This window comes from Streptomyces sp. NPDC003379 (assembly GCF_053589195.1).
In genome coordinates, this window is record NZ_JBSFRK010000015.1 from 68964 (window position 1) to 87076 (window position 18113).

The 18113-nt window shown below is 70.4% G+C and carries 15 protein-coding genes; 14 read left to right on the forward strand and 1 reads right to left on the reverse strand.

Translation table 11 applies throughout. The features are described from left to right. Window positions 1-123: 123 nt before the first annotated feature. On the forward strand, window positions 124-1284 hold the full coding sequence (locus ACWDVB_RS16810) for a sensor histidine kinase (protein WP_451513170.1): 1161 nt from the start codon (window positions 124-126) through the stop codon (window positions 1282-1284). Between the two features lie 67 nt (window positions 1285-1351). Here the strand turns inward: ACWDVB_RS16810 and ACWDVB_RS16815 are convergent, their stop codons facing one another. Then, window positions 1352-2368 carry a rod shape-determining protein gene (locus ACWDVB_RS16815; RefSeq protein WP_451513169.1) on the reverse strand — a complete coding sequence of 339 codons (1017 nt, stop codon included), beginning with the start codon at window positions 2366-2368 and terminating at the stop codon, window positions 1352-1354. Window positions 2369-2512: 144 nt separating this feature from the next. Between ACWDVB_RS16815 and folC the strand changes: the two genes are divergently transcribed. The 13 genes from folC (at window position 2513) to ACWDVB_RS16880 (ending at window position 18008) form a co-directional block, all read left to right on the forward strand. Then, complete coding sequence (folC, locus tag ACWDVB_RS16820; RefSeq protein ID WP_451513168.1) at window positions 2513-4036, forward strand: bifunctional tetrahydrofolate synthase/dihydrofolate synthase; 1524 nt, start codon at window positions 2513-2515, stop codon at window positions 4034-4036. Between the two features lie 5 nt (window positions 4037-4041). Beyond that, entirely contained in the window at window positions 4042-4407 is a 366-nt protein-coding gene (locus ACWDVB_RS16825) for a DUF4233 domain-containing protein (RefSeq protein ID WP_451513167.1), read from the forward strand. Window positions 4408-4478: 71 nt separating this feature from the next. After that, on the forward strand, window positions 4479-4892 hold the full coding sequence (gene ndk, locus ACWDVB_RS16830; RefSeq protein WP_127911807.1) for a nucleoside-diphosphate kinase: 414 nt from the start codon (window positions 4479-4481) through the stop codon (window positions 4890-4892). 322 nt (window positions 4893-5214) lie between these two features. Next, window positions 5215-6234 (forward strand): rod shape-determining protein, encoded by a 1020-nt coding sequence (locus ACWDVB_RS16835; protein ID WP_030362602.1) that lies wholly within the window; start codon window positions 5215-5217, stop codon window positions 6232-6234. A 165-nt stretch (window positions 6235-6399) separates the two neighbouring features. Continuing rightward, window positions 6400-7365 carry a rod shape-determining protein MreC gene (mreC, locus tag ACWDVB_RS16840; protein ID WP_451513166.1) on the forward strand — a complete coding sequence of 322 codons (966 nt, stop codon included), beginning with the start codon at window positions 6400-6402 and terminating at the stop codon, window positions 7363-7365. 12 nt (window positions 7366-7377) lie between these two features. Continuing rightward, window positions 7378-8049 carry a rod shape-determining protein MreD gene (gene mreD, locus ACWDVB_RS16845; protein ID WP_451513165.1) on the forward strand — a complete coding sequence of 224 codons (672 nt, stop codon included), beginning with the start codon at window positions 7378-7380 and terminating at the stop codon, window positions 8047-8049. Window positions 8050-8170: 121 nt separating this feature from the next. Beyond that, window positions 8171-10348, forward strand: coding sequence for a penicillin-binding protein 2 (gene mrdA, locus ACWDVB_RS16850; RefSeq protein ID WP_451513164.1), 2178 nt, complete (start codon window positions 8171-8173; stop codon window positions 10346-10348). Then, window positions 10348-11544 carry a rod shape-determining protein RodA gene (gene rodA / locus ACWDVB_RS16855; protein WP_451513163.1) on the forward strand — a complete coding sequence of 399 codons (1197 nt, stop codon included), beginning with the start codon at window positions 10348-10350 and terminating at the stop codon, window positions 11542-11544. The genes mrdA and rodA overlap by 1 nt, the downstream gene beginning before the upstream one ends. Before the next feature lie 49 nt (window positions 11545-11593). Beyond that, window positions 11594-13222 carry a CYTH and CHAD domain-containing protein gene (locus tag ACWDVB_RS16860; RefSeq protein WP_451513162.1) on the forward strand — a complete coding sequence of 543 codons (1629 nt, stop codon included), beginning with the start codon at window positions 11594-11596 and terminating at the stop codon, window positions 13220-13222. A gap of 50 nt (window positions 13223-13272) precedes the next feature. Continuing rightward, window positions 13273-15195, forward strand: coding sequence for a TIGR03960 family B12-binding radical SAM protein (locus tag ACWDVB_RS16865; RefSeq protein WP_451513161.1), 1923 nt, complete (start codon window positions 13273-13275; stop codon window positions 15193-15195). 18 nt (window positions 15196-15213) lie between these two features. Further along, on the forward strand, window positions 15214-15765 hold the full coding sequence (locus tag ACWDVB_RS16870) for a GNAT family N-acetyltransferase (RefSeq protein ID WP_451513160.1): 552 nt from the start codon (window positions 15214-15216) through the stop codon (window positions 15763-15765). A gap of 6 nt (window positions 15766-15771) precedes the next feature. Beyond that, window positions 15772-17124 carry a hypothetical protein gene (locus tag ACWDVB_RS16875; RefSeq protein ID WP_451513159.1) on the forward strand — a complete coding sequence of 451 codons (1353 nt, stop codon included), beginning with the start codon at window positions 15772-15774 and terminating at the stop codon, window positions 17122-17124. Window positions 17125-17171: 47 nt separating this feature from the next. Beyond that, window positions 17172-18008, forward strand: coding sequence for a TIGR03936 family radical SAM-associated protein (locus ACWDVB_RS16880; RefSeq protein ID WP_451513158.1), 837 nt, complete (start codon window positions 17172-17174; stop codon window positions 18006-18008). Window positions 18009-18113: the final 105 nt, after the last annotated feature.

The following is an 18113-nucleotide window of genomic DNA, read 5'->3' on the forward strand; positions in this document are numbered from 1 at the left end:
CCCCCGGCACAGTCCGGGGCCCGTCAGCCGCGCCGCGAGCCCGTGCGAGCCCGTGCCGCAAATCACCAAATTAGGGTCATAAGTCAGATGAACCGTGTCTAAAGACCTTGGATGATGGAGAGCATGCACGACCGCCCCGCCGCCCAGGCGATACGCCAGGCGGCGGCCACCGGCCGTCGCCTCGCCGGGCGCTGGGCCAAGGCGACCGCCACCCTCGACCTCCTCACGGCGCTGAGCGCGCTGGCGCTGATGAGCCTGGACGTGCCGGGCCTCGCGGCGGCGGACAACTCCCTCAACGGCCCGAGGGCCGCCCTCGTCCTGACGGCGGGCGCCGCCTCCCTGCTGCTGCGCCGCGCGGCGCCCTGGCTGCCGTACGGCATCGCGCTGCTGCTGCTCGGCTGGCTGCACGAGCTGACGCTGGCGCAGTTCGCGCTGTACTCACTGGGCCGCTACCGCGGGCGCCGGGCGGGCACGTTCGGCGTCGTCGGCTACGTCGCGTTCGCCTACGGGATGTTCCTGCTGCCCGGCTGGCCGCCCCACCGGGGCGAGACGCTGAGCGAGTTCCTGAGCCTCGTCGTACCGATCGGCGTGCTCGCGGCGGGGGTCGGCGTCGCCGCGAACCGGCAGGACCTGGTCCGCGCCCTGGAGGCGCAGCGCGCGGAGACGGACACGTTGCACGCCGTCCAGCGGGAGCGGGCCCGCATCGCGCGTGACGTGCACGACTTCGTCGGCCGCGAGCTGACGCTGCTGAGCGTGCGCTCCCAGGTGCTGGCGCGCCGGGCCGCGGGCGGGCCCTTCGCGGACGGTTTCGAGGAGCTGTCGGAGACGGCGCGCAGCGCGCACCGCATGCTGAACGAGATCATCGTCCAGCGCGGTACGGACGGGGCGCCGACGCCCGGCCTCGACGCGCTGCCCTCCCTCGCGGAGCGCAGCGGGCGCGCGGGGAGCCCTGTGGAGCTCCTGATCGACCCCGCGGCCCATCGGCTCTCGCCGCTGCGGCAGGCGGCGGTCCACCGCGTGGTCCAGGAGTGTCTGACGAACGCGGCGAAGCACGCGCCGGGGGAGCGGGTCACCGTACGGGTGGACGTGGCGGACGGCCGTCTTCACATCGCGGTCCGCAACGCGCTGCCTGCGGCGGCGCCCGCGGCTGCGCCGGTCTCGGCGGGCATGGGCACCACGGGGATGGCTGAGCGGATCCGGGCGGTGGGCGGTGGGTTCACGGCGGGGCCGGTGGACGGAGCGTACGAGGTCCTGGCGTGCCTTTCGGCGGGCGAGCTGTCCTGAGGGGTCCAAAAAGACCACCTGAGGGTCCAAAAAGACCACCTGAGGGGTTCAAAAGACCACAGGCCGCCTACGCCGCCGACATCACCCTTTCCAGCCCGTCGAAGTCCTCCACACACTTCCCGCACCCCAGCGCCACACTGTCCAGCGGATCCTCGGCCACGAACACCGGGATCCCGGTGCCGGAGGCGATCCGCAGGTCGAGGCCGGGGAGCAGCGCACCGCCGCCCGTCAGCACGATCCCGTGCTCCATGATGTCGCCGGAGAGCTCCGGCGGGCACTCCTCCAGAGTCGTCTTCACCGCCGCGATGATGTGCTCGACGGGCTCGTCGAGAGCGCCCCGGACCTCCCGTACCGTCAGGTCCACGGTCTTCGGCAGTCCGCCCACCTTCTCCCGCCCCCGCACGGTGAACGTCCGCCCTTCGAACTCCTCCTGCCCCGGCACGGGCCACGCGGAGCCGATCGCGACCTTGATGTCCTCGGCGGTGCGCTCGCCGATGAGGAGCGAGTGCTCCTTGCGTACGAAATCGGTGATCGCGATGTCGAGGCGGTCGCCGCCGACCCGCAGTGACTGGGCCGTGACGATCCCGCCCAGCGAGATGACGGCGACCTCGGTGGTGCCGCCCCCGATGTCGACGACCATCGACCCGCGGGGTTCGGCGACCGGGAGGCCCGCCCCGATCGCGGCGGCCATCGGCTCCTCGATGAGGTGGACGGCCCGCGCCCCGGCCCGCTGCGAGGCGTGCACGATGGCGCGCCGCTCGACGGGCGTGACGCCGCTCGGTACGCACACGACCATGCGTATGCGGGGCCGCCGCCCGGGCACGGCCTTGCGGACGAAGTGGCGGATCATCTCCTCGGCGGCTTCGTAGTCGCTGATCACGCCGTCCCGCAGCGGACGGATGGCGGTGATGGACCCGGGCGTGCGCCCGATCGTCTCCTTGGCCTCCGTGCCCACGGCGAGCACCCCGCCCTTGCCTCCCCTGTCCGACCGCACGGCGACGACGGACGGCTCGTTGAGCACGATCCCCTTGCCGCGCACGTAGAGGAGGGTGTTCGCAGTGCCGAGATCGATACCTATGTCCATGATCGCAAGTCTGCCGGGCGCCCCGAGGAAGCGGAGGGACCAAGGTCCCGAATCGGACGGGCCGAAAGTCCCGACGAGGTGTCGCGGGCCCGACCGACAGGTCGGGACGCCCGAGTGTCGGTGCGGCTCCGTAGACTGACGTACGTGAGTGACCTCCCCCCGCACGACGAGCACGCCGACCACCCCGCCGACGGCAACACCTTCGAGGAGATCGTCGGCGCCGAGACCGACCGGGACCCCGACCTCGCGGTGATCGAGGCGGGCAGCCGCACCCTGCGCACCCAGGCGGGTCCGCCGCAGGGCGACATCCCCGCCCGCCCCACCGACCCGGAGGTGGACAAGGCGCTGCGCGAGGTCGAGACGGAGCTCGCGGGCCGCTGGGGCGAGACGAAGCTGGAGCCGTCCGTCAGCCGTATCGCCGCGCTGATGGACGTCCTGGGCGAGCCCCAGCGCGCGTACCCCTCGATCCACATCACGGGGACGAACGGCAAGACGTCCACGGCCCGCATGATCGAGGCCCTGTTCTCCGCCTTCGACCTGCGCACGGGGCGGTACACCTCGCCCCACGTGCAGTCGATCACCGAGCGGATCAGCCTGGACGGCGCCCCCATCGAGGCCGAGCGCTTCGTGGAGACGTACAACGACATCAAGCCGTACGTGGAGATGGTCGACGCCCGGCAGGAGTACAGGCTCTCGTTCTTCGAGGTCCTCACCGGCATGGCGTACGCGGCCTTCGCGGACGCCCCCGTGGACGTGGCCGTCGTCGAGGTCGGCATGGGCGGCAGCTGGGACGCGACGAACGTGATCGACGGCTCCGTCGCCGTCGTCACGCCCATCGACCTGGACCACACGGACCGCCTGGGCTCCACACCCGGCGAGATCGCCACGGAGAAGGCCGGCATCATCAAGCCGGACGCGACGGTGATCATGGCCCAGCAGCCGGTGGACGCCGCGCAGGTGCTCCTGAAGAAGGCCGTCGAGGTCGACGCCACGGTCGCCCGCGAGGGCCTGGAGTTCGGTGTGGTGGCCCGAAAGGTCGCGGTCGGCGGCCAGCTCATGACGCTGCGCGGGCTCGGCGGGGAGTACGAGGAGGTCTTCCTGCCCCTGCACGGCGAGCACCAGGCGCACAACGCCGCGGTGGCGCTCGCCGCCGTGGAGGCGTTCTTCGGCATCGGCTCGCAGCACGCGCGCCCGCTGGACATCGACGTGATCCGCAAGGCGTTCGCCTCGGTCGCGTCGCCGGGCCGTCTCGAGGTCGTGCGCCGCTCGCCCACCGTCGTCCTGGACGCCGCGCACAACCCCGCGGGTGCCCGCGCCGCCGCCGCCGCGATCGGCGAGGCATTCGACTTCAGCAACCTCATCGGTGTGGTCGGCGCGAGCGAAGGCAAGGACATGAGGGGGCTGCTCGAAGCCTTCGAGCCGATCTTCGCCGAGGTCGTCATCACACAGAACACCAGCCACCGCGCGATGGGCGCGGACGAGCTGGCCGCGATCGCCGTCGAGGTCTTCGGCGACGACCGCGTCCAGGTCGAGCCGCGTCTGCCGGACGCGCTGGAGGCCGCGATCACGCTCGCCGAGGCAGAGGGCGAGTTCTCGGGCGGCGGCGTTCTGGTCACCGGTTCCGTCATCACGGTCGGCGAGGCCCGACTGCTTCTGGGGAGGGGCTGACTCCAGTGCGTACGCTCTGCGCTTCGACGCTGATCGGTGAGTTCTTCGTCGTCGGCTTCGCCGGTCTGGTCGCCATGAAGGACCCCGACCTCTCCATGGGCACCGTCTGGACGGTCAGCGGTGTCGCGATGTTGCTGTGCGTGCTGCTGTGCGGTGTGATCACCCGGCCCGGTGGGGTGCAGCTGGGCTGGGCCCTCCAGATCGCGCTGATCGCGAGCGGCTTCGTGGTGCCGATGATGTTCTTCCTGGGCGCGGTCTTCGCCGGCCTGTGGTGGGCGTCGGTCCACTTCGGGCGGCAGATCGACGAGGCGAAGGCCAGATTCGCGGCGATGGCGGAGGGGCAGGCGGAGGCCGGAGGTAACGCGGCGTAGCCGCCCCCGGTATCGTGCGGCCCGTCCCCACGTGATCGTAGCGATCGTAAGAACACCTCTTGGAGCCGCACATGAGCCAGCGCACCCTCGTCCTGCTGAAGCCCGACGCCGTCCGTCGTGGCCTGATCGGGGAGATCATCGGCCGCATCGAGCGCAAGGCGGGCTGGACGATCTCCGCGCTGGAGCTGCGTTCGCTGGACCAGGAGACCCTGGAGCAGCACTACGGCGAGCACAAGGGCAAGCCGTTCTACGAGCCGCTGGTCGCCTTCATGTCGTCCGGTCCGGTCGTCGCGCTCGTCGTCGAGGGCGAGCGGGTCATCGAGGGTGTGCGCGCGCTGGCCGGTCCGACCGACCCGATCGCCGCTGCGCCCGGCTCCATCCGGGGCGACTTCGGCACGATCGTGCGGGAGAATCTGATCCACGCCTCGGACTCCGAGGAGTCCGCCGAGCGCGAGCTGAAGATCTTCTTCCCGGGCGTGGCGTAACGCCCCACGCGCGGCGTAACGCCTTATGCGCGGCTTTCTGACGATGCGTTAGCCAAGCACTGCCCTGACCTGGACGGCCGGAGATATTCGGCCGTCCATTGGCATATGCGCCCCAATTGGGGGAACCCGTGCCCCCGATGGCACGTCTCCAAGAGCGGGGCGGTACATCATCTGCTGACAATGGCGAAGACCCTCGCGCCGAGTTCGCGCGACCGAGACTACGATGGAAGCCTCCACTGCCACTCAGCACCCACCTCGCCTACCTAAAAAGCCATCACAAGCTCCAATAGGGAAGGCCAGACGCATCCTCATGGGGAACAACATGTCGTTCATCGGCCGTGACATGGCTGTCGACCTCGGGACCGCCAACACGCTGGTGTACGTCAGGGGTCGGGGGATCGTTCTCAACGAGCCGTCCGTCGTCGCGATCAACACCAACACCGGTGGCATCCTCGCGGTCGGCGCCGAAGCCAAGAAGATGATCGGGCGCACGCCCGGCAACATCGTTGCGGTGCGTCCGCTGAAGGACGGCGTCATCGCCGACTTCGAGATCACCGAGCGCATGCTCCGCTACTTCATCCTGAAGATCCACAAGCGGCGCTATCTCGCGCGCCCGCGCGTGGTCGTCTGCGTGCCGTCCGGCATCACCGGCGTGGAGCGCCGCGCCGTCATCGAGGCCTCCTCGCAGGCCGGCGCGCGCCAGGTGCACATCATCGAGGAGCCCATGGCCGCCGCCATCGGCTCCGGCCTGCCGGTCCACGAGGCCACGGGCAACATGGTGGTCGACATCGGCGGCGGCACCACCGAGGTCGCCGTCATCTCGCTCGGCGGAATCGTCACGGCACAGTCGATCCGCGTCGCGGGCGACGAGCTGGACAACGCGATCATCCAGCACATCAAGAAGGAGTACTCCCTCCTCCTCGGTGAGCGCACGGCCGAACAGATCAAGATCACCATCGGTTCCGCGTACGACATGGACGCCGACGAGCACACCGAGATCCGCGGCCGCGACCTGGTCTCCGGGCTGCCCAAGACCGTCGTCATCTCCGCCGCCGAGGTCCGCAAGGCCATCGAGGAGCCGGTCAACGCGATCGTCGACGCGGTCAAGACCACCCTGGACAAGTGCCCGCCCGAGCTGTCGGGCGACGTGATGGACCGCGGCATCGTCCTGACCGGCGGCGGCGCCCTGCTGCGCGGCCTCGACGAGCGGCTGCGCCGCGAGACCGGTATGCCGATCCACATCGCCGAGGACCCGCTGGACAGCGTGGCGCTCGGCTCCGGAAAGTGTGTCGAGGAGTTCGAGGCGTTGCAGCAGGTGCTGGACGCCCAGCCGCGCAGATGATCTGACGCGAGAACATCCGCCGTACGAGTGCCTGCCACCTCGTGCGGCGGATCGTTGATATAGAGGCAAGAACAGAAGAATTCCGGCAACGCAGAAGAATTCCCCAGAACCCCGTGGAACGCGCAGATTCCACGGAATCCGATTGAGGAAGGCACGCCGCCGCACGTGAGGGACACACGAGAGAGCCGGCTGCTCCTGGTGCTGCTGATCGCCATCGCGTTCGCTTTGATCACGGTGGACATCCGCGGTGGTGAGGACTCGCCGGTCGACGGTGCCCGCCAGGCCGCCGCCACCGTCTTCGGTCCGGTCGAGGAGGGGATGTCCTCCGCCGTCGACCCGATCGGCAACGCCATCGGCGCGGTCCGTGACTCCGGCGACCGCCACGACCGCATCGCCGAACTGGAGCGGCAGAACGCCGTGTTGAAGGCGAAGCTCGGCAGCGACGACCGCAACCGCAGCCGCGTACGCCAGCTCGACGGCATGCTGAAGACGGCGGGCGCCGGGCAGTACGGCATCAAGGGCGCCGAGGTCATCGGCATAGGAGCGGCCCAGGGCTTCTCCTGGACCGTCACCATCGACGTCGGCGCGAACGACGGAATCAAGCGCGACATGACCGTCCTCAACAGCGAAGGGCTCGTCGGCCGCGTCACCACGGTCGGCCCGAACACCGCGACCGTGCTGCTCGCCAACGACCCCGACTTCACCGTCGGCACCCGCATGGAGAAGACCGACGAGCTGGGCTTCGCCACCGGCCAGGGCGACCGGCCGCTCTCCGTCCAGCTGCTCAACGGCAAGGCCAAGGTCAAGAAGGGCGACCGCCTGGTCACGTTCGGCTCGCAGCAGGACAGGCCGTTCGTGCCGGGCGTACCCGTCGGCGAAGTCGTCCGCGTCGACCCCTCGGGCGGTGACCTCACCCGCAACATCTACGTGAGGCCGTACGCCGGGTTCACCAAGCTCGACATCGTCGGCGTCGTCGTCGAGGCGCCCCGCAAGGACCCGCGCGACACGGTTCTGCCGAAGAAGCCCGAGAAGCCCAAGCCGACCCCGACGGTGACCGTCACGGCCACCCCGTCAGGACAGCCCCCGGCCGACGGCGCGGCCGACGGCACGGCCAACGGCGACGAGCAGTAGGAGACCGGACCCATGCGCTTCAACCGAATCCTGCTCTCCACCACCCTGGTCGTCGTCGCCCTGGTCATCCAGGTCAGCGTCCTGGCCCGGCTCCAACTGCCGGGCGCCGTACCGGACCTGGTGCTGCTCACCGTCCTCGGCCTCGCCCTGGTCTACGGCCACGTCGGCGGAGCCCTCATCGGCTTCGGCGCGGGCCTCCTCTCCGACCTGGCCCCGCCCGCCGACCACGCCGCCGGGCGGTACGCGCTGGTGCTCTGCGTCGTCGGTTACCTCGCGGGCCTCGCCAAGCCCGACAGCGGCCGGCTGCGCTCCGCCACCGGTCCGCTCGTCGTGGTCGTCGGGGCGGCCATCGGCTCGACGCTGCTGTACGCGGGTGTGGGCGCCCTCGTCGGCGACACCGCCGCACGCCATGTGGGCCTCGGCGGGCTGCTCTTCACCGCCGCGCTCTACGACCTGCTGCTCGCGCCCTTCACGGTGCCGCTGATCATCGCACTCGCCAGACGCGCCGAGAACGACCCGCTGGGGGAGGGCACCCCGGCCAACAAGGCCACCGACGTCTCCTCAGGCTGGCTCGCCTCGGGCACCGGACTGAGCATCGGCAGCCAGCGCGGCGGCCTGCGCGCCAAGGCGGCCAAGGCACGCGTCGCGCGCGCCGGACGCATCAAGGGGGTCAAGCGCCTGTGAGGGCGAACCACTTCACCGGCCGCGCCGAAGGACGCAGCACCGACCGCGCCGAAGGACCCGAAGGACGTACCGCCGGCCGCGCCGAAGTACGTATCGCAGGACGTATCAGGGGAGGGGAGAAGTGACCAACATTCCGGAGACCGGACGCACCCCCCGCGTCCAGATCCGCCTCATCGTCATCCAGATCCTCGTCGTCTCCCTCCTGCTCACCCTCGGCGGCCGCCTCTGGTACCTCCAGATCCGCAACGGCGACGAGTACGCGGAGGAAGCCTCCGGCAACCACGTCCAGCAGGTCGTCCAGCCCGCCGTGCGCGGCTCGATCCTGGACGCCCGCGGTGTGCCGATCGCCGACAACCACACGCGTCTGGTCGTCTCCGCGTCCCGCACCGATCTGATGAAGATGAAGGACGACGGCAAGGCGGTCCTCGCCAAGCTCGCCGACGTCCTCGCCATGGACCCCAAGGACGTCGCCGACAAGGTCCGCCTCTGCGACGCCAAGACCCCGCAGCCCTGTTGGAACGGCTCGCCCTACCAGCCCATCCCGATCACCGACGAGGCCACGCCCAAGCAGGCCCTCCAGATCCGGGAGCGCTCCGAGGACTTCCCCGGCATCACCGCCGAACCCACCGCCGTGCGCCGCTACCCCGCGCCCGGCAACTCCAACACCGCGCAGGTCCTCGGCTACCTCTCACCCGTCACCGACGACGAGATCAACAAGGCCAAGGACACCGACTCCCCGTTCCTCCGCTCCGACCAGGTGGGCCGCTCCGGTCTTGAACGGACGTACGACAAGCAGCTGCGCGGCAAGGCCGGTGTGACCCGCTACGAGGTCGACAACCTCGGCCGCGTCATCGGCAAGGCCGAGTCCGACAAGGCCGAGCCCGGGGCGAACGTCGTCACCAGCATCGACGCGCGTGTCCAGGCCGTCTCCGAGTACTGGCTGAACGACGCGATGAAGAAGGCCCGCCAGGAGTTCGACAAGAACACCGGCGAGAACTACAAGGCCGACGCGGGCGCCGTCGTCGTCATGGAGAACAAGACCGGCCGCGTCGTCTCCATGGCCTCCAACCCGACGTACGACCCGAACGCCTGGGTCGGCGGCATCTCCGGCAAGGACTACGCCCAGCTCACCGGCAAGAAGTCCAACTACCCGCTGCTGAACCGCGCCATCCAGGGCCAGGCGGCCCCCGGCTCGATCTTCAAGGTCATCCCGACGGCCGCCGCCGTGAACGCGGGCTACGACTTCAACGCCCTCTACCCGTGCCCCAGCTCGTACTCGATCGGCGGCCAGACCTTCAAGAACTTCGAGTCCAAGGGCCACGGCGCCATCACCCTCGGCAAGGCGCTCGAAGTCTCCTGCGACACCGTCTTCTACAAGCTCTCGCACGACCAGTGGGCCAGGGACGGCGGGAACAAGCCGAGGCCCGACGCCAAGGACTGGTTCTACAGGACCGCCCACCAGTTCGGCCTCGGCAAGGAGACCGGCATCGACCTCCCCAACGAGGTCACCGGCCGCGTCCCCGACCGCAAGTGGAAGAAGGACTACTGGAAGGCCAACAAGGACGCCTGGTGCAAGCAGGGCAAGAAGACCGGCGGTGACTACGCCGCGCGCATCGCGTACGAGAACTGCCTCGAAGGCATGAAGATGCGCGCCGGTGACTCCGTCAACTACTCCATCGGCCAGGGCGACACCCTCGTCACGCCGATACAGATGGCGACGATCTACTCCGCCATCGCCAACGGCGGCACCCTCTACGACCCCACCGTCGGCAAGGCGATCATCAGCGCCGACGGAAAGCAGGTGCGGGAGATCGAACCGCGGTCGCACGGCAAGCTGCCCATGGACGCCGAGCTCCAGAGGGACATAGACGGTGCCCTCGCGGACGTCGCGACGCGCGGCACGGCGGCCTGGCGGTTCCAGGGCTGGCCACAGGACAAGATCCCGATGCACGCCAAGACGGGTACCGCCGAGGTCTACGGCAAGCAGACCACCTCGTGGTTCGCGACCTACACCAAGGACTACACGATCGTCATGACGATCTCCCAGGGCGGCACGGGCTCCGGCGCCTCCGGACCCGCCGTCCGCAAGATCTACGACGCGATCTACGGCCTCGACGACAGCGGCAAGCAGGACAAGAAGAAGGCGCTCCTGCCCGAGCCGCAGAAGAGCCTGCCGAAGATCGAGAGCGACGGCTCCATCGACCCTCCGAAGATCAAGCCCTACAAGCCCGAGGCGCCCAAGGAGCCGGACGAGCAGCAGGAGCTGGCCGGCGCCCCGGCCGACTGGAGGCGTGACTGATGACCGGCAGCGGCTTCTCCGTCTCCGGGTACGGCCCCGAGCGCTCCAACATGTCGCGGCTCATGGCCCGTGACTCGATAGTGCGCCGACTCGACTGGCCGATGCTGCTCGCGGCGATCGCGCTCTCCATGATCGGCACCGCGCTCGTCTACTCGGCTACCCGCAACCGCACCGAGCTGGTCGGCGACGACCCGTACGCCTTCGCGCTCAAGCACCTCCTGAACACCGGCATCGGCTTCGTCCTGATGATCGGCACCGTCTGGCTCGGCCACCGCACGCTGCGCACGGCCGTGCCGATCCTCTACGGCATCTCCGTCTTCCTCGTCCTGCTCGTGCTCACCCCGCTCGGCGCGACCATCAACGGCGCCCACGCGTGGATCGTGCTCGGCGGCGGCTTCTCGCTCCAGCCCTCCGAGTTCGTGAAGATCACGATCATCCTGGGCATGGCGATGCTGCTCGCGGCCCGCGTGGACGCGGGCGACAAGGACCACCCCGACCACCGCACCGTCGTGCAGGCCCTCGGCCTGGCCGCCGTGCCGATAGTGATCGTCCTGCTCATGCCCGACCTCGGCTCGGTCATGGTGATGGCGATGATCGTGATCGGCGTGCTGCTCGCCTCGGGCGCCTCCAACCGCTGGGTCTTCGGACTGCTCGGCACCGGCGTCGCCGGTGGCGTCGCCATATGGCAGCTCGGCGTCCTCGACGACTACCAGATCGCCCGCTTCGCCGCCTTCGCCAACCCCGCGCTCGACCCGGCGGGCGTCGGCTACAACACCAACCAGGCCCGCATCGCCATCGGCTCGGGCGGCCTGACCGGCACGGGCCTGTTCAACGGCTCCCAGACCACCGGGCAGTTCGTCCCCGAGCAGCAGACCGACTTCGTCTTCACCGTCGCGGGCGAGGAGCTCGGCTTCGTGGGCGCGGGCGCGATCCTGGTCCTCCTCGGCGTCGTCCTGTGGCGCGCCTGCCGCATCGCCCGCGAGACGACCGAGCTGTACGGCACGATCGTCGCCGCCGGGATCATCGCCTGGTTCGCCTTCCAGTCCTTCGAGAACATCGGGATGACGCTGGGCATCATGCCGGTCGCGGGCCTTCCGCTGCCCTTCGTCAGCTACGGAGGCTCGTCGATGTTCGCGGTCTGGGTGGCCGTCGGACTGCTCCAGTCGATCAAGGTCCAGCGGCCGATGTCGGCGTAGTCCCACCGATGACCTGCCCCGCGTCGCGCTTCACGTCTAGATTCGGTTCATGGCGGAGACGAAGCGCGAGATCGAGCGGAAGTACGACGTCGGGGCGGACGCGGAGCTGCCCGACCTGACCGGTGTGGCCGGGGTCGGGGACGTCGTCGACAGAGGCGTCGTCGAACTGGACGCCACCTACTGGGACACCCCCGACGAACGCCTGGCCGCCGCCTCGATCACACTGCGCCGCCGCACCGGAGGCGCGGACGAGGGCTGGCACCTGAAACTGCCCGTGTCGCTCGCCGAGGGCGTGCGCGACGAGATCCACGCGCCGCTCTCCGACGAGGTGCCCCGCGCCCTCCTCGGCCTCGTGCGCTCCCGCGTCCGCGAGACCGAACTCACCCCCCTCGTCCACCTCTTGTCCGCGCGGAACCTCCGCCACCTCGTCGACGCGCGGGGCGCGCTGCTCGCCGAGGTCAGCATCGACGCGGTACGGGCCGAGCGGCTCACCGCGGGCGGCGGCACGGCCGCGTGGTCCGAGATCGAGGTGGAGCTGGCCGAAGGCGGCGACCCCGCGCTCCTCGACAAGGTCGAGAAGAAGCTGAGGAAGGCGGGCGTACGACGCTCCTCCTCGTCGTCGAAGCTGGGCAGGGCGCTGACGGAGACCGCGCCCAAGGGACGTAAGGCGGGTCGGCCCGCCGAAGGCGCTGCCGTCAGGAGCGGAAAGAAGGCCGGAATGAAGGCCGGAATGAAGGCCGGGAAGCGCGAGGCCGTCGCCGAGGCCGTGCGGGAGACCGTCGGGGACGGACCCGGAACCGCCGGCGACCACGTCGTCGCCTACCTCCGCGCCCAGCGCGACGCGATCGTCTCCCTGGACCCCGCCGTCCGCCGCGACCTGCCCGACTCCGTGCACCAGATGCGGGTCGCCACCCGGCGGATGCGCAGCGCCTTCACGTCGTACCGCAAGATCCTCGACCGGACGGTCACCGACCCGGTCGGCGACGAACTCAAGTGGCTCGCCGGGGAGCTGGGCGTCGACCGCGACCAGGAAGTCCTCGCCGAGCGGCTCACCGCTCGCGTCGGCGCGCTGCCGAGGACCCTCCTCCTCGGCCCGGTGCGCGGCCGGCTCCGCATCTGGTCCGTGGCCCGCCGCACCGGCTCGCGCGGCAGGACGGTCGCCGTCCTCGACAGCAAGCGCTACCTCGCGCTCCTGGACGCCGTCGACGCCCTGCTCGCCGCGCCCCCACTGCGCCCCGCCGCCTCCGCACCACCCGGCAAGGCGCTCCCCAAGGCGCTCCTCAAGGAGTACGCACGCCTCGCCACCCGCGTCCGGCACGCCCTCGCGCTGCCCTCCGGCGAGGAGCGCGACCAGGCCATGCACGCCGCCCGCAAGGCCGCCAAGCGCGCCCGGTACGCGGGCGAGGCGGCCGTCCCCGCGCTCGGCGACCCCGCCGAGCGGTTCGCGAAGCGGATGAAAGCCGTACAGACCGTGCTCGGCGACCACCAGGACAGCGTGGTCGCCCGCGACGCCCTGCGCGCCCTGGCGGTCCAGGCCCATCTGGCGGGGGAGTCCGCGTTCACCTGGGGCCTCCTGTACGGCCAGGAGGAGGCGAGCGCGGCGGACCGCGAGCGGGAGCTGCCGCAGGTGTGGGCCGATGCGTCCCGGCGGAAGGTGAGGGCGGCGCTCGGCGGCTGAACGCCGGGGTACGCTGGATGGTCATCCCTGCCAGCTCATGAAGGTTCACGATGTCTGAATCGGTCTTCCCACAGCTCGAAGCTCTGCTCCCGCATGTGCAGAAGCCCATCCAGTACGTCGGTGGTGAGCTGAACTCCACCGTCAAGCCGTGGGACTCCTGCGACGTCCGCTGGGCGCTCATGTACCCGGACGCGTATGAGGTGGGGTTGCCCAACCAGGGCGTCATGATCCTCTACGAGGTCCTGAACGAACGTCCGGGCGTCCTCGCCGAGCGCACCTACAGCGTGTGGCCGGACCTGGAGGCCCTGATGCGGGAGCACGGGGTACCGCAGTTCACCGTGGACTCGCACCGGCCCGTCGGCGCCTTCGACGTCTTCGGGCTCAGCTTCTCCACCGAGCTGGGCTACACCAACATGCTGACCGCCCTCGACCTCGCGGGCATCCCGCTGGAGGCCAAGGACCGCACCGTCGAGGACCCGATCGTGCTCGCGGGCGGCCACGCCGCGTTCAACCCCGAGCCGATCGCCGACTTCATCGACGCCGCGATCATCGGCGACGGCGAGCAGGCCGTGCTCGACATGACCGAGATCATCCGCGCCTGGAAGGCGGAGGGCCGCCCCGGCGGCCGCGAGGAGGTCCTGCTCCGCCTCGCGAAGACGGGCAGCGTGTACATCCCGGCGTTCTACGACGTCGAGTACCTCCCCGACGGGCGGATCGGACGCGTCGTACCCAACAGGTCGGGCGTGCCGTGGCGGGTGTCCAAGCACACCGTCATGGACCTCGACGAGTGGCCCTACCCCAAGCAGCCCCTCGTCCCGCTCGCGGAGACCGTCCACGAGCGCATGTCCGTCGAGATCTTCCGCGGCTGCACCCGCGGCTGCCGTTTCTGCCAGGCCGGCATGATCACGCGCCCCGTGCGGGAGCGAAGCATCACCGGCATCGGCGAGATGGTCGAGAAGGGCCTGAAGGCGACCGGCTTCGAAGAGGTCGGCCTGCTCTCGCTCTCCTCCGCGGACCACAGCGAGATCGCCGACGTCGCCAAGGGCCTCGCCGACCGGTACGAGGAGGACAAGATCGGCCTGTCCCTCCCCTCGACCCGCGTCGACGCCTTCAACGTCGACCTCGCCAACGAGCTGACCAGGAACGGCCGCCGCTCCGGCCTGACCTTCGCCCCCGAGGGCGGCTCCGAGCGGCTGCGCAAGGTCATCAACAAGATGGTGTCCGAGGAAGACCTCATCCGCACCGTCTCGACGGCGTACGGCAACGGCTGGCGCCAGGTGAAGCTGTACTTCATGTGCGGCCTGCCCACCGAGACCGACGACGACGTCCTCCAGATCGCTGACATGGCGACGAAGGTCATCCAGAAGGGCCGCGAGGTCTCCGGAGCGAACGACATCCGCTGCACGGTGTCGATCGGCGGCTTCGTCCCCAAGCCGCACACCCCCTTCCAGTGGGCCCCGCAGCTCTCCGCCGAGGAGACCGACGCCCGCCTGGAGAAGCTCCGCGACAAGATCCGCGGCGACAAGAAGTACGGCCGCTCGATCGGCTTCCGCTACCACGACGGCAAGCCCGGCATCGTCGAGGGCCTCCTCTCGCGCGGCGACCGCCGCATCGGCGCCGTCATCCGCGCCGTCTACGAGGAAGGCGGCCGCTTCGACGGCTGGCGCGAGCACTTCAGCTACGAGCGCTGGATGCGATGCGCCGACAAGACGCTGCCCGAGATGGGCGTCGACGTCGACTGGTACACCACGCGTGAACGTACGTACGAAGAGGTCCTGCCCTGGGACCACCTGGACTCCGGTCTCGACAAGGACTGGCTCTGGGAGGACTGGCAGGACTCCCTCGACGAGACCGAGGTCGAGGACTGCCGCTGGACGCCGTGTTTCGACTGCGGTGTCTGCCCGCAGATGGACACGCAGATCCAGATCGGCCCCACCGGCAAGAAGCTGCTGCCGCTCACGGTCGTGAAGTAAAGGCAGCGGCACCGGCACATGCCTCAACTCACCCCGCCCACCGTCCTGGTGCACCGCTCCTACATCGCCGCGATGGAGGAGTTCCGGGCCGAGGGGCGGGGCGGTCCCGACGACGACTCGACGCTCGGCCGCACCCTGCGCGACTACGGCGACAAGTGGCACGACCCCGTCGTCTTCGAGCGGTACGTCGCCGAGACCCACCGCGCCGCCGAGCACACCGACGGGCCGCTCGCCGTCCCCGTCACAACCCTCTGGTACGTCGACGGCAGCACCGACTACCTCGGCCGCGTCGCCGTCCGCCACAGCATCGCCACCCGTTTCCTGCGCGAGTACGGCGGCCACATCGGCTACGACGTCCGCCCCACCGCGCGCCGCCGCGGCCACGCCACCGGGATGCTGCGCGCCTGCCTGCCGTACGCCGCCCGACTCGGCCTGGAATCCGTCCTGGTGACCTGCGACACCGACAACACCGGTTCACGCAAGGTCATCGAGGCCGCGGGCGGCGTATTCGAGGACGAGCGGGGCGGAAAGCTGCGGTACTGGATCCGAACCGAACTCCCACGCGTCTAGGACGACATGGACCTGGAAAAACGACCTCCCCACGAGGCTGTGCGTCAGCCGCCACCGGGGCAGGCCGACCGCCGGCCCGAGCAGGCCGAAGGCTGTCTCGCCGTCGCCATCCGACTGCCGGTGCGGATCGTGGTGCTGGTGCTCGTCGTGCCGGTGCGCCTGGTCTGGGACGCGCTCGCCGTCTGCGGCCGCTTCCTCTACTACAGAGCCCTGCGCCCGGTAGGACGCGCCATCGGCACCGTCCTCACCTGGCTGCTCAAAGCGGTCTTCGTGTGGCCGTGGGTGGGGCTTTGGCGGTACGTGGTCGTGCCGGTCGGCGCCGGGCTCGCCTGGCTGGGCCGGATGCTGATCGTCGTCCCCGCGGTGTGGCTGTACGAGGCCGCCCTGACGCCGATCGGGCACGGCATCGCCTGGCTGGCGCTGGGCATCGGCCGGGGCATCACAGCCCTGGCGCTCGGCATCGGCGCGGGCTGCGCATGGCTGTGGCGCCACCTCGTCGCGATCCCGGCCGCGTGGCTCTACGCGCGCGTGCTGACCCCGATCGGCCATGGCATCGCCTGGCTCGCACGGACCGTCGGCACCGGAGCGGCGGCGGCCGGACGCGGCATCGGCGCCGTCCTGACCTGGCTGTTCAAGGCGGTCTTCGTGTGGCCGTGGGTGGGACTGTGGCGGTACGTGGTCGTGCCGGTCGGCATCGCCCTCGCCTGGCTCGGCCGGGTACTGATCGTCGTCCCCGCGGTGTGGCTGTACGAGGCCGTCCTGACGCCGATCGGGCACGGCATCGCCTGGCTCGCGCGCGGCATCGGAGCGGGCGTCGACTGGCTGGCGCGCGGCATCTGGACCGTCGTCTCGACGCTGTTCCGCTGGATCCTCGTCGCGCCCGCCGTCGCCGTGTGGCGCTGGGTCCTCGCGCCCGTCGGACGGGCCGTCGCCGTCGTCGCGCGCGAGATCGGCGACGCGCTCGGACACGCCTGGCGCATCGCCGGGCACATCTCCCTCGTCGTCGGCCGCTTCCTGGCCAGACTCCTTCGGTGGATCTTCGTAGAGCCGGTGCGGTGGGCGTACCGCTCCGTCCTCACACCCGTCGGACACGTCGTCCGCGACGCGGTGTGGCGCCCCGCCGCCAAGGCCGTCAAGGAGGCCCGCCGCGCCACCCGGCAGGCCCTCTCCGCCGCACGCGAGAGCGTGCGACAGGCGCGGGCCGACGTGCGGCGCATGCTGTTCGGAGCACCGAGGCAGCCGGTGCCTGTGGCGGCGACGCCGGGGGAGCCCGTCCCCGTACCGGTGGCCCGGCGGGAACCTGACACGCCCGGGGGACGTACTCTAGGTAGCAGTACGACCGCACTCACGAAGGACTGACGACACTGGGCAAGCGACAGCCCGAAGGCCCGCCGCCCGCACCCGCGGTGCAGCGCATCCGACTGCGCTACACCAAGCGCGGCCGCCTCCGGTTCACCAGCCACCGTGACTTCCAGCGCGCCTTCGAGCGTGCGCTGCGCCGCGCCGAGGTGCCCATGGCGTACTCGGCGGGGTTCACCCCGCACCCGAAGGTGTCGTACGCCAATGCCGCACCCACCGGCACGGGCAGTGAGGCCGAGTACCTGGAGATCGCGCTCACCGCACCGCGCGACCCCGACCAACTGCGCGATCTGCTCAACGAATCGCTGCCGGACGGTCTGGACATCACCGACGCCGTCGAGTCCCGCACCTCGGGCCTCGCCGACCGGCTCACCGCCTCCATCTGGGAGCTGCGCCTCGACGGCGTGGAGCCCGCGGAGGCACAGCGCGCGGCCGAGCTGTTCCGCGCCGCCGAGACGGTCGAGGTGCAGCGCCGCACGAAGAACGGCATGCGCACCTTCGACGCGCGCGCCGCGGTCGTCGGCCTGGAAGCGATCAACGACGGTAAAGCGATCAACGATGGTGAAGCGATCACTGACGGTGCAGTGATCACGCGCGACACTGATAGGCCGAGCGACAAGCCCTGTGCGATACTGCGGCTGGTTGTTCGGCACGTGACACCTGCCGTACGACCTGACGACGTCCTGTCCGGTCTCCGAGCTGTGGCCGACCTGGCGCCGCCGGTCCCCGCAGCGGTGACCAGGCTGGCGCAGGGGCTTTTCGATGAAGAGACCGGCACGGTGACCGACCCGCTCGCGCCCGACCGCGAGGCAGTCACGGCCGCCACACCCACGGCCGCCGTCTCTGCCGCCGCGAAGGCGCCGGCGCCGGAAGGCCCCCGTTAAGGACGTACGTCAAAGCGCAGCCCTCGTACTCGGGAGCCACCTGGGTCGGGCAGCGCACTGACCGAGACTTTCGCCAGGCCGTTCGCATTTGGGCGTACGGAACCG

What these genes read in the sequence shown, in the direction of transcription:
- ACWDVB_RS16810 (WP_451513170.1), top strand. Translation starts at nt 124, where the DNA reads ATGCACGACCGCCCCGCCGCCCAGGCGATACGCCAGGCGGCGGCCACC.
- ACWDVB_RS16815 (WP_451513169.1), bottom strand. Translation starts at nt 2,368, where the DNA reads ATGGACATAGGTATCGATCTCGGCACTGCGAACACCCTCCTCTACGTG.
- ndk (WP_127911807.1), top strand. Translation starts at nt 4,479, where the DNA reads ATGAGCCAGCGCACCCTCGTCCTGCTGAAGCCCGACGCCGTCCGTCGT.
- ACWDVB_RS16835 (WP_030362602.1), top strand. Translation starts at nt 5,215, where the DNA reads ATGTCGTTCATCGGCCGTGACATGGCTGTCGACCTCGGGACCGCCAAC.
- mreD (WP_451513165.1), top strand. Translation starts at nt 7,378, where the DNA reads ATGCGCTTCAACCGAATCCTGCTCTCCACCACCCTGGTCGTCGTCGCC.
- rodA (WP_451513163.1), top strand. Translation starts at nt 10,348, where the DNA reads ATGACCGGCAGCGGCTTCTCCGTCTCCGGGTACGGCCCCGAGCGCTCC.
- ACWDVB_RS16860 (WP_451513162.1), top strand. Translation starts at nt 11,594, where the DNA reads ATGGCGGAGACGAAGCGCGAGATCGAGCGGAAGTACGACGTCGGGGCG.
- ACWDVB_RS16865 (WP_451513161.1), top strand. Translation starts at nt 13,273, where the DNA reads ATGTCTGAATCGGTCTTCCCACAGCTCGAAGCTCTGCTCCCGCATGTG.
- ACWDVB_RS16870 (WP_451513160.1), top strand. Translation starts at nt 15,214, where the DNA reads ATGCCTCAACTCACCCCGCCCACCGTCCTGGTGCACCGCTCCTACATC.
- ACWDVB_RS16875 (WP_451513159.1), top strand. Translation starts at nt 15,772, where the DNA reads ATGGACCTGGAAAAACGACCTCCCCACGAGGCTGTGCGTCAGCCGCCA.